The sequence below is a fragment of the Devosia sp. MC1541 genome (genome assembly GCF_012847305.1).
Lineage (GTDB): Bacteria > Pseudomonadota > Alphaproteobacteria > Rhizobiales > Devosiaceae > Devosia.
Window position 1 is genome coordinate 1 of record NZ_JABBDZ010000032.1, and the last position, 10,565, is coordinate 10,565.

The 10,565-nt window shown below is 59.0% G+C and carries 8 protein-coding genes and 2 pseudogenes; 7 read left to right on the top strand and 3 right to left on the bottom strand.

Annotation, left to right across the window (positions count from 1 at the left end):
- Positions 1-211 precede the first annotated feature (211 nt).
- Entirely contained in the window at positions 212-664 is a 453-nt protein-coding gene (locus HKD40_RS17320; protein WP_248306127.1) for a MarR family transcriptional regulator, read from the bottom strand.
- 129 nt (positions 665-793) lie between these two features.
- Here HKD40_RS17320 and HKD40_RS17325 point away from each other — a divergent pair, with 129 nt between their 5' ends.
- The 7 genes and pseudogenes from HKD40_RS17325 to HKD40_RS17355 all read left to right on the top strand — a co-directional run.
- Complete coding sequence (locus tag HKD40_RS17325) at positions 794-2,524, top strand: penicillin-binding protein 2 (protein ID WP_169197026.1); 1,731 nt, start codon at positions 794-796, stop codon at positions 2,522-2,524.
- Positions 2,525-2,565: 41 nt separating this feature from the next.
- The gene (locus HKD40_RS17330) at positions 2,566-3,237 is read left to right on the top strand and encodes a L,D-transpeptidase (RefSeq protein ID WP_169197027.1); all 672 of its coding nucleotides are present in this window, start codon (positions 2,566-2,568) and stop codon (positions 3,235-3,237) included.
- Between the two features lie 81 nt (positions 3,238-3,318).
- Positions 3,319-5,322, top strand: coding sequence for a PBP1A family penicillin-binding protein (locus HKD40_RS17335; RefSeq protein WP_169197028.1), 2,004 nt, complete (start codon positions 3,319-3,321; stop codon positions 5,320-5,322).
- A 753-nt stretch (positions 5,323-6,075) separates the two neighbouring features.
- The gene (locus HKD40_RS17340) at positions 6,076-6,834 is read left to right on the top strand and encodes an ABC transporter ATP-binding protein (protein WP_210257156.1); all 759 of its coding nucleotides are present in this window, start codon (positions 6,076-6,078) and stop codon (positions 6,832-6,834) included.
- A 69-nt stretch (positions 6,835-6,903) separates the two neighbouring features.
- Complete coding sequence (locus HKD40_RS17345; protein ID WP_169197029.1) at positions 6,904-7,758, top strand: ABC transporter permease; 855 nt, start codon at positions 6,904-6,906, stop codon at positions 7,756-7,758.
- A gap of 70 nt (positions 7,759-7,828) precedes the next feature.
- A complete protein-coding gene (locus tag HKD40_RS17350) occupies positions 7,829-8,863 on the top strand; it encodes an ABC transporter substrate-binding protein (protein ID WP_169197030.1) in 1,035 nt (344 codons plus the stop codon).
- Between the two features lie 84 nt (positions 8,864-8,947).
- Positions 8,948-9,355, top strand: a pseudogene (locus tag HKD40_RS17355) (allophanate hydrolase); the annotation flags it as partial.
- On the opposite strand, the gene HKD40_RS17360 reads toward HKD40_RS17355, so the two are convergent.
- Both HKD40_RS17360 and HKD40_RS18000 read right to left on the bottom strand, forming a co-directional pair.
- Complete coding sequence (locus tag HKD40_RS17360; protein WP_349236823.1) at positions 9,352-10,014, bottom strand: GntR family transcriptional regulator; 663 nt, start codon at positions 10,012-10,014, stop codon at positions 9,352-9,354. The pseudogene HKD40_RS17355 and the gene HKD40_RS17360 sit on opposite strands and share 4 nt — an antisense overlap.
- 458 nt (positions 10,015-10,472) lie before the next feature.
- Positions 10,473-10,565, bottom strand: a pseudogene (locus HKD40_RS18000) (integrase); the annotation flags it as partial.

A 10,565-nucleotide genomic window follows, 5' to 3' on the forward strand; every position in this document is an offset into this window, starting at 1 on the left:
CTGCCTACCGGCATTCCAAGCAGGTCTTCCTGCAGCAGCAGGGTCGTACTGTGAGATACCCATCACATTTCTCCTCTGGCCGAAGCGGCCATGAAGAGAACGAATATGGCAGGCTTATCAGCGGCAGTTCTCGACCCCATTCCGGACATAGAAGGCTGTTCCGAATTTTCCAAAAGCTGTCATTACATTCATCATCCGTAGCTGCTCGCGGCTACAGATGGCGCGATGTACGGCTCTTGTCTCCTAAGGCTTCGACAATCTTCTGCATAAGAGCAACGAGCTGTTCTTGCTCGTGCGCCGTAAGGCTAGAGACGAGCTCCTGCTGCGACCTCGAGACCAGTGGCTCGGCACGCGAGAGCGTCTCCAAACCTACGGGTGTAAGCTTGAGGCGCTTGCAACGCCGATCCGCTTGATCGGTGAAGCGTTCGACCATGCCCTTGTCGACCAAACGATCAACCACTCCACCAATGGTGGTCCGGTCATAGGCGATCGTTCCGGCCAGCGTTGCTTGGTCGATCCCGGGGCTTTCCTTCATCTCCACGAGAGCGGCGAACTGCACAGGTGTCAGAACGATGCCAGCGCGGGACATCTCGAGGTCGAAAAGGGTGGAAGAGATCTGGTGGAACCGGCGCGCCAGATGGCCGGGAAGGTGCTTAAGGTTCAAGGAAACAAACTCCAAATTTGACAAGCATGCTTATCGTCAGTATACTTATTTATATCGAACATCTCAATCGAAACTTCTCGGCTTCCTTGAGGACCGACGCCATAAGTCCATACTGCGAGCGTAGCCCCCATGCAGACCCTTCTGCCGACATCCGACCGGGAAGCAATAGGCTTCGCGACGATCGACACGCCCATCGTCGTTCAAGGCAGCCGTACCCGCAACCTCGATGTCAGCGGCAAGCGGTTGAAGATGGCTTTGTGGGCTATCGTCGCCGGATTTGTCGTGATCGGGGCGCGGCTCCTGGTTCTGGGATCGGCGGAACATCAGCCTGCCGTCGACGGGCGCGTCCTCAATGCCACGCTCGCATCGCGTCCAGTCATAAACGACCGCAATGGTTTGCCCATGGCTCTCGATATCCGGGTGCCATCGCTATTCGCCGAGCCGCGGCGCATCATCGACATCGACGAGGCCGCTGCCGCCATACGGGCCGTCCTGCCCGATCTGGAAGAAGATTGGCTCAAGGACCGACTGCATGGGGATTCCGGTTTCGCTTGGCTAGCCAGAGAGCTTACCCCACAGCAGCAGGCGGCACTGATGGGGAAGGGCATCCCCGGCCTCGATTTCCTGTCCGAGACGCGGCGCGTCTATCCGGCGTTCCGACAGGCTTCCCATGTCTTGGGGGCGGTCAACGTGGACAATGCGGGTATAGCGGGCATCGAGGCACATATCGATAAACTCTACAGCCTTGATGTGCTCCATTCCACAGGTCTCGGGCGAGACGCGGCCTTGGAGCCCGTCTCGCTCTCCATCGACATGCGCATCCAGAACGTCCTGCACCGGGAACTCGGAGACGCGCTCGATCGATATCAGGCGGTCGCCGCGGCTGGGACGGTTATAGATGTCCACACCGGTGAGATAGTCGGCCTGGTGTCATTGCCCGATTTCGACCCCAACCGACCGGCCACGATGCTTGAGGAGGGTCGCTTCAACCGGATCACGGCAGGCAAGTTCGAACCAGCTTCGATCTTCAAGCCCATCACGATCGCGGGCGCCCTGGACGCCGGCGTGGTGGCCTTGACGGACCAGGTCGACGCCCGCACTCCCGTGCGCTTCGGGAGACATTCGATCTCGGACTACTACGGTAAGTATCGCCACCTCTCGGTCGCGGAGGTGCTCATCTTTTCTTCCAACATCGGCACCGTCCGCATCGCGGAGAAGATCGGGCCAACGGAATTCCGCGCCTTCCTGGGCCGTATGGGCTTTGACTCCTTGCCCGGCATAGAACTTCCGGAAAAGACCGTGTCGGTCGTTCCGGCGAAGCTCTCCGAAGTCGCTTCGGCGACAGTGTCCTTCGGCCACGGGCTTAGCGTCACCCCGTTGCAGATGCTGACGGGAACGGCCGCCCTGGTAAATGGGGGCTACCTGGTTCGTCCCACGCTTCTTAAGCAAGAACCAGGCTCCGGTCTGGTCAGGCAACAGGTGATCAGCGAGGCCACCAGCATGAAGATGCGATACCTGCTGCGCCTCAACGCCCTTGAGGGATCCGCGCGTCGTGCCAACGCCTTGGCCGATGGCTACCGCTTGGGCGGCAAGACCGGAACCGCCGAGAAGGTCGTTGCCGGTCGGTATTCGAGCGAAAAGGTGACCACCTTCTTTTCTTCCGTCTTTCCGCTGGACGCCCCTCGATACGCGATGGTCGTCATGGTCGACGAACCGCAGCCAGAAAAGCCGGGCACCGGGCGCACCGCCGCCTACAACGCGGGGGACATCTCCGGGCGGATAATCCAACGCATCGCACCCATGCTCGGCGTCCTCCCTGCCGAGTGGGAGAACATCCCGGCACATGCACTCCGGGGCTGAGCCTCGAGCCCATCAATCATCGAACAACAGGACATTACACGATGATCACCCTGAACCGCCGCGCGCTCCTCGCCGGCTCCGCAGCACTTCTCGCCTCCTCCTTGGCCGGATGTGCCACCACCGCCAGTTCTGCACGGTCGCAAGGCAGCACGCCGGTTCGCCGTCCGGTGCCACCCGAGGTGGCGTCGATGTACGCGGCAGTGCTGGACGACGAATACCCGATCCGCGCGTCCAACATGGCACTGGTGCCCGAGCAATTCTGGCGTCAGGAAGTTCCGAACACCACCGAAGAACCAGCGGGCTCTGTCGTGGTCGATACGACCGACAGGTTCCTTTACCACGTGCGGGATAACGGAATGGCTACCCGCTACGGCGTCGGCATCGGAGCAGCCGGCTTCTCGTGGTCGGGTCGTGCCCACATCGCCTACAAGCGGTCTTGGCCGCGGTGGACGCCGCCTTCCGACATGATCAAGCGTCATCCGGAGCTGGAGATCTACCGATACGGCATGGAACCTGGTCCGGAGAACCCTATGGGACCGCGCGCCCTATACATCCATCAGGGCAATGAGGATACGCTTTACCGCATCCACGGGAACGAGGACGAGAGGACGATCGGCCAGGCGATCTCCAGCGGATGCGTACGTCTCCTGCCCCAAGACATCATCCATCTCTACGACAACGTCCGCAGCGGATCGCCGCTTCTCGTCGTCTGATTTCCCGCAACATCCCCTAAGGGTACTTGTCCGCCCCGGTCCACGACGAGCCGGGGTGGCCGGTCCGAACACTGAAGAGCCATGCAAATCGAAGTCCCGTCCGAGGACCGGCTGCGTCCGAACTCGACCCGCTCATCACCCCGCAAGCGCAGGACGCGCCGCCGCCGGGCGAGATGGCTGCGGCTGCGCGACGTCATGAATGCCGCGCTCGTGCTTTTGATAGCGGGTTCGATGGCGGTCATGTTCGTCGTGGGACAGCAGGTGCGGCAGATGCCTGCCTCCAGCGAATGGACGGTCCCCGACCGCGCGCCCAATATCCGTGTGCTTGCCAGGAACGGTTCCTTGATCTCGAACAGGGGCCAGACGGGCGGGGAGGAAGTCGGCTTCTCGGACCTTCCCTGGTACGTACCTGCGGCCTTCATCGCCGCTGAGGACCGACGCTTCCGGGAGCATTTCGGCGTCGATTTGGTCGGCTTGGCCTCCGTGCTCTTGGACAGCGCGAAAGCCGGCGGAATCACCCGTGGCGCCTCGACGATCACGCAGCAGGTGGCGAAGAACCTGTTTCTCACCTCCGATCCGACCTTGTCCCGCAAGATCCAGGAGGCAGTGCTTGCCTTGTGGCTCGAGCGCGAGTTCACCAAGGACCAGATCCTCGAGCTCTACCTCAACCGGATCTATTTCGGGGGCGGAGCCACCGGCATCGAGGCGGCGGCGCAGGTCTACTTCGGCAAATCGGCCCGAAACCTCAGTCTCGGCCAAGCGGCGATGTTAGCCGGCATCTTGCCAGCGCCTTCCACCTACAACCCCAAGGCCGACCCCGAACTCGCGAGAAAAAGGCAGCAGCTGACGCTCAACGCCATGGTTCGCGATGGCGCGATCACGCCTGCGGAGGCAGACGAGGCCTATAAGGGCGCCGATGGCGATGTCGTGGCCTCGCGCAGCAGCACCGGACACTATGTGGCCGATTGGGTCGAAGCGCTGATGACGAGCTACATCGGTGAACTGGAGGGCGACGTTGTCGTCTATACGACCATCGACCGAGACCTGCAGTCTTTCGCGGAGCGGATAGTGCGGGACTACGTCCGGCGCGAGGGCGGTAACGGCAAGTTCAACCAGGGCGCCTTGGTCTCGATGACAGCGTCCGGGGAGGTGCTCGCGATGGTGGGCGGCGTCGATTATGCGCGCAGCCAGTTCAACCGGGCTGTCACGGCACGACGACAGCCGGGTTCGACGTTCAAGCCCATCGTCTATGCGGCGGCGATGGAGAAGGGGCACTCCCCCGACACGGTCGCTGAGGACGCCCGTTTCGATTTCAACGGCTGGAGCCCCAAGAACGATAGCGACCAATACCATGGCATGGTCAGCCTGCGGGACGCGCTTGCATACTCGTTTAATACGGTAGCGGCCCGCCTCGCCATAGACGTGACGCCGCAGGCCGTGATCGAGATGGCGGCAAGACTGGGTATCAGCTCGAACATGCCGCCGGTGCCGTCGATCGGACTTGGCACGGCGGAGATCTCATTGCTGGAGCTTACGGGAGCATTCGTCCCGTTCGCGAACAAGGGCTACGGCGTCGTGCCCAGCGTCATCGAGCGCATTGAGACCAAGGGCGGGCGCGTGCTTTACCAGAAAGACGACGCCGGTCCCGGGCGGGTGCTTTCGCCTCTGACGGTATCCCAAATGAACGACATGTTGGTGGCAGCTGTGCGGAACGGCACCGGACATCGCGCCGGATTGGCCAACTGGGAAGTTGGAGGGAAGACCGGCACCAGCCAGAACTCCAGGGACGCCAGCTTCGTCGGCTATACGGCGAATATCGTGACCGGCGTCTGGCTGGGTCGGGACGACGACAGGTCTGCGGGCATCTACGGCGGAACGCTCCCGGTCGCCATCTGGACCGAGTTCATGGAACGCGCACATGCCGAAATGACACCGGTGGAGTTGCCGGGTTACCGACTTCTCCAGGAAAATTATGTCGTGCAGTACGCGATGGATCCGAGCACGGGGGCAACCTTGCTGGATGCAGACACAGGGGAACCCATGATTCAACTTCTCGAGCGCGTGCCTGCTGAAGGGACACCTTGATGGAGGTTGGCGCGTGAACCCGTTCTAAAGCATTCCCGATTTTGCCATGGCCACTAACATCTTTCTTCTTTGCAGCCGGACAACCTTCCGCCTGCCAGCCAGCCACGAACTCATCGAAGTGGCGACTAAGCTAGGCTACATCCTACGATGTCCGGTATCGCGGCCTCGCCGCTGAAAGCTGCCTGTCCGCTACCCACCCCAGTACCGTCGTTCAGTGCGCAGTATTGCGATGTCTGCTTTTGGGAGGCCGCTAAGGTTTGTCGAATGGCTGGAATGGGGGCGATAGCTTCCGACGGTCGACCTGCAGCTAACCGCTTTGTCTTTCGTCATGCGTAGCAGACCAGAACGTTCCTTAATTCGCAGGCAGATTTCTGAGACATAGGTTCTGATGTCAGGCAGTAACCGTATGCGTCGCGAAACGTGGCGGCATTAGGCGCTTGCTGAGAAAAGGCTGGGGGCCCAATGGCGTAGCTGTTGCGAAGTTCGATTACGAAGAGATCGCTACCAATCTAAATCTCGGTCTCACCACCATTGTCCTTCCGCATGAGGAAGATGGGCTGTGCCAGCACTGTCGTGAGAACCATCTTGGCGAGATCCTCGATGCAATCCGCTCTAATATTGTGCATCGCGTCTCATGGTGGTTAATTTGTGTGCAATATTCACGCGAATTGACGTCAAAATCAAACATAAAGCCTGTATCTCCAACTGGCATGTCTATTGCATTCAAGATTGCATGCAATTGGAGATGTGTTCATGGGTTTGATAGAAGGCACCAATCTCGACAAAGTCTACTCGACCGCCACGGGCCCTCTGGTGGCGCTGACGGATGTCTCGTTCGCCATTAATGAAGGCGAGTTCATTTCGCTGGTTGGTCCGAGTGGATGTGGTAAGTCGACCCTGTTGTCCATCCTAGGTGGGCTAGAACAGAAGACGAGCGGCGATCTGATCCTTGCTGGTCAGCATCACGACGCGCCGCGCCGTGACATTGGCATGATGTTCCAGACGTCAGTTCTGTTCCCCTGGCGCACCATTCGCCAGAATGTTCGCTTGCCGGGCGAAATCCTCGGTCTCGACGCCAAGCAGCAGGCCGAGCGTACCGATGAACTGCTCGATCTCGTTGGTCTCAATGGCTTCGGCGAGCGCTATCCCGGTGAGCTTTCTGGTGGCATGCGTCAACGCGTGGCGCTTGCCCGACTGCTTGCGCATGATCCGCGTGTACTGCTGATGGACGAGCCCTTTGGTGCGCTCGACGAATTCACGCGCGAAACCATGAACGTGGAACTGCTCCGAATTTGGGAAAAGACCGGTAAGACCGTCGTTTTCGTCACGCACAATATTGGCGAGGCGGTGTTTCTGTCCGACCGCATTTTTGTCATGACCCCACGCCCCGGGCGTCTGGAGGGCATCGTCGACGTGGATTTGCCCCGACCTCGCACCGCCGAAATCATGCGTGATCCTCGCTACACAGACCACGTCTACGAGATTCGCCGCATGCTCGGCGTTGATCACTAACCCTTAGTTTTGTGTCTTTTTCGGTGAGCGGGCAGGTCCGTTTTCGCTGGAAGCACTTAGGAGTTTGCTATGGACATGTCAGTACACGCCATGCCGTCGGGCACATCAGCGGTTGCCCGCGAAGATGCGGTGGCCCGGTTCATTTCTGCCGAAAAGCGCAATCAGAGACAGCGGTTGATCCGCAATCGCCTGTTGGCCATCGGCTTCGGTCTTCTCATTATCGCCATCTGGCACATTTCCACCGAGAGCGGTTTCGTCCACAAGCTCATCATCCCGTCGCCTGTCGACACCTTCTGGGCCACCGGGCGCGTTGTGAGTGCCGAATACTTCTGGCCGAACGCGGGTGTCACGCTCTCTGAAATCGCATGGGGTTTTGCTATCGGGCTGTCGAGTGGCGTGATCTTCGGCGTCTTGGTCGCGATGTTTGATACGGTGCGTGCGACGATCTACCCATACCTCGTCGCGCTGCAGGCACCGCCGAAGATCGTGCTCGCGCCGATATTTGTTACTTGGTTCGGTTTCGATCAGCCTAGCAAGATTGCCATTGCGGTGGTGATGAGCTTCTTCCCCATGTTTCTCAACACCTTGACGGGGCTGTCCTCGGTGGACCCGAATGCCGTAAAGCTCATGCGCTCGTTGAAAGCCGGTCGTTGGAAAACCTTCCGCTACCTGCTTCTCCCTAATGCGCTTCCGATCATGATGGCAGGTGTGAAGCTCTGCTGGACGCTGGCTGTACTTGGCGTGATCGTCGGTGAGTTCGTCGGCGCGTCAGCAGGTATCGGCTATCTGATCTACGCGATGAACTTCCAGCTGGATATTGCCGGCGTGTTCTCACTCATCATCCTACTCTCTGTGTTCACGCTGATTATCTACCAGCTTATCGAATGGCTCGAGAGCCGGATCATTTTCTGGAAGCAGCTCTGAAATTTACAGTTGCGCGCGGCCACTCGGTCCCGCGCGACAGGGAAAAAACTCGTCAAACGGAGAAACACGTATGAAAACCCACATTCTTGCTACCGGCATGATCCTCGCTGCGCTCTTAGGCTCAGCTTCTGCCCAGGACCTCGTTAAGTTCCACGGCGTCACGGCTCAGGGTGGCCCGACCGCACAGATGTTCCCTGTCTTCATGGCGCAGGAGCAGGGCTTTTACGAGGAGGAAGGTCTCGACGTCGTCCTCAACTACTCCAAGGGTTCATCGGATGCAGCACGCCAGTTGGCGGCAGGCAATGTCGATTGGGGTATCTTTTCGTCCGCTGCCACAATGCAGGCCGTTCAGCGCGGTTTTCCGTTAAAGTCGATCATGCAGATTTACTATCCTGACACATTCGACATCGTTGTGCCGGTTGATAGTGAAATCCAGTCCATGGCCGACATGGCTGGCAAGACCATCGGTGCATCCGACCTTGCCGGCGGTGAAGTTCCCATGACTCGCGCCTCAATCGTTGAGAGCGGATTGCGCGAAGGTAGCGATGTGAAGATCGTTGTAGCAGGTGAAGGTGATGCCACCACCGTGCGTTCGTTCGAACAAGGTCGCATCCAGGCCTTCGCCAGTGCCAAGCGCGATCTTCTCCTCTTGCCAGTTCAGGGAATTTCGGTTCGCTCGATCACGCCCGAAGCTATTGCCCGCTTCCCGGGCGACGCCCTTTCAGTACGCGCGGAGACCTTCGACAAGGATCCGGAACTGCTTGTTAAGTTCGTTCGAGCGACGCTGAAGGGTTGGGCATGGGGCATGGCCAACGACGAAGATGCATTCGAGCTTCTCAAGACCAAGTATGCCGCAGCATCGCTGGGAGACAACCCGGTAGCGCCAGAGTTCTGGGATCTCGTCAAGTCCTACTATACGGCGCCCGATGGCGTTGCTCAGCACGGCACGTTCCTGCCGGACGCTTGGGACTTTTACATGACCTATCTACAGCTCGGTGAAGGCGAGCAGCAGGCTTTGGCTGGCCCGGTCGATCTCGCGAGCATTCTGACCGACGAAATCGTCGTCAAGGCTTGGGAAAGCCTCGACTTGGCTCCGGCGCAGTAGTCGAACCTTCAAAAACGGGGTGCCGGGACGGCTCCCCGAGAGTTCCAAACGGAGACTTTCATGACTCTCACCTCCGCTTCGCCTGACACGATTTCGCTGGTTGTTGTGGGCGCTCATCTAACCGGCATGCCCCTCAATGATGAACTGCTGGGACTTGGCGCTACCTTGATCGAGGCAACCGCTACCGCGCCTGAATATAAGCTCTACGCCCTTGCTGGCACCGTGCCGCCCAAGCCTGGTCTTTTGCGGGTTGCCCAGAATGGCGTCAGCATCGATGTCGAAATTTGGGCTCTGTCGCCTGCTGCGTTTGGTCTATTTGTCTCGCGCATTCCTTCCCCGCTCGGCATTGGGACGCTGAAGCTCAAGGACGGCAGCGTCGCAAAGGGTTTTCTGGTTGAGGCGGTGGCCGTCGAAGACGCGGCAGATATTTCTAGCTTTGGGGGGTGGCGCGCCTTTATGACCAGCCTCACTCCAGTTAGCGCCGACAGCTAGGCGCCAAATGCCGGCGCGACTTTGTCGACGCTGGTCCGCACATAACCAAGGTGGTCGCGCATGGTCGTGGCCGCCTTTTCCGCATCCCCGTCTAGAATGGCCGCAACAACTTCCTCGTGCTCCTCGACTGAGCGTAGTAGTCGCCCCAGGCTCTGAAACTGGGCCCGCCGGAACGGCGCCACGCGGTTTCGCGCCCCCATCGTCAACTCGGCAAGGAAACTGTTGTGGCTCAAGTTGTAGATTGTCTCGTGGAACTTGATGTTGAGATCATAGTAAAGACCAATGTCTCCTGCCTGCGCTGCATCGCGGCATGCTGCATGTGCTTTTTGTAGTAATAGCTTCTCTTCCGAGCTGGCGAATTGGGCCGCAAGACGGGCGCAAAGAGCCTCAAGTTCTGCCATGACTAGGAAAATTTCGTTGAGCTTTTCAGGGGTGAAAAGCGGCACGACTGCACCTCGGTGGGGGCGAGCTTCAACGAAGCCAATTGCCTCGAGCTGGCGGATAGCCTCGCGTACCGGTGTCCTTGAAACAGAGAAGCGCTCGGCAATGCTGGCTTCGTCGAGGGAAACGCCCGGTCCGATTACCCCACGGACGATGTCGTCCGCGATGGCAAGACGCACTCTGTCAGCAGCAGTCAATCGTTTGGGGAGCTTAGTCACGATCACCTACATTATGCAATCTTGCATGCTTTTAAGATCGATGGCTTTGTTTGTCTATCGGCGCAAGAGTTTCAGTCATCGTCATTTGCACCGCCATCATCGCGAACTAGGCGATTGAAGTTGGAAATTTTCTCGCTAGACCAAAGCTCACTGCGCACCAATATGGCTGCGCAGTGAGACATTGTTCCCAGTTACCTTTTAGCGCCACTATTGCGCGGTCGCACTTTGGTCCTCGAAACTGGCGTTCTTCTGCCCACGTTTGGCCAGCAGTGTCCGTTTTTGGGAGTCCTGCCAAGGCGTCAAGTATCGGAGCATGGGGCGATGTCAGACGCTCATAGTCGTCGAGCAGGTCGGAACTTTAAGTTTCCGCTTTTCGGAAGTTAGCGCGTGCGTCTTAGCGACCGAAATGAGGGCGCTTCGCCGACGAAGCACAACCGGCTGCCGGCGAAGTCGCTTGCTCAGATTTCGGTTGCCTCTGACAACGACAAAGCGTCGTCGACATCCACGCCAAGGTAACGAACTGTGTTCTCGATCTTGCTATGGCCAAGAAG

Bases quoted from the DNA above. Each gene is read 5' to 3' on its own strand.
- HKD40_RS17325 (WP_169197026.1), top strand. From the start codon at position 794: ATGCAGACCCTTCTGCCGACATCCGACCGGGAAGCAATAGGCTTCGCG.
- HKD40_RS17330 (WP_169197027.1), top strand. From the start codon at position 2,566: ATGATCACCCTGAACCGCCGCGCGCTCCTCGCCGGCTCCGCAGCACTT.
- HKD40_RS17335 (WP_169197028.1), top strand. From the start codon at position 3,319: ATGCAAATCGAAGTCCCGTCCGAGGACCGGCTGCGTCCGAACTCGACC.
- HKD40_RS17340 (WP_210257156.1), top strand. From the start codon at position 6,076: ATGGGTTTGATAGAAGGCACCAATCTCGACAAAGTCTACTCGACCGCC.
- HKD40_RS17345 (WP_169197029.1), top strand. From the start codon at position 6,904: ATGGACATGTCAGTACACGCCATGCCGTCGGGCACATCAGCGGTTGCC.
- HKD40_RS17350 (WP_169197030.1), top strand. From the start codon at position 7,829: ATGAAAACCCACATTCTTGCTACCGGCATGATCCTCGCTGCGCTCTTA.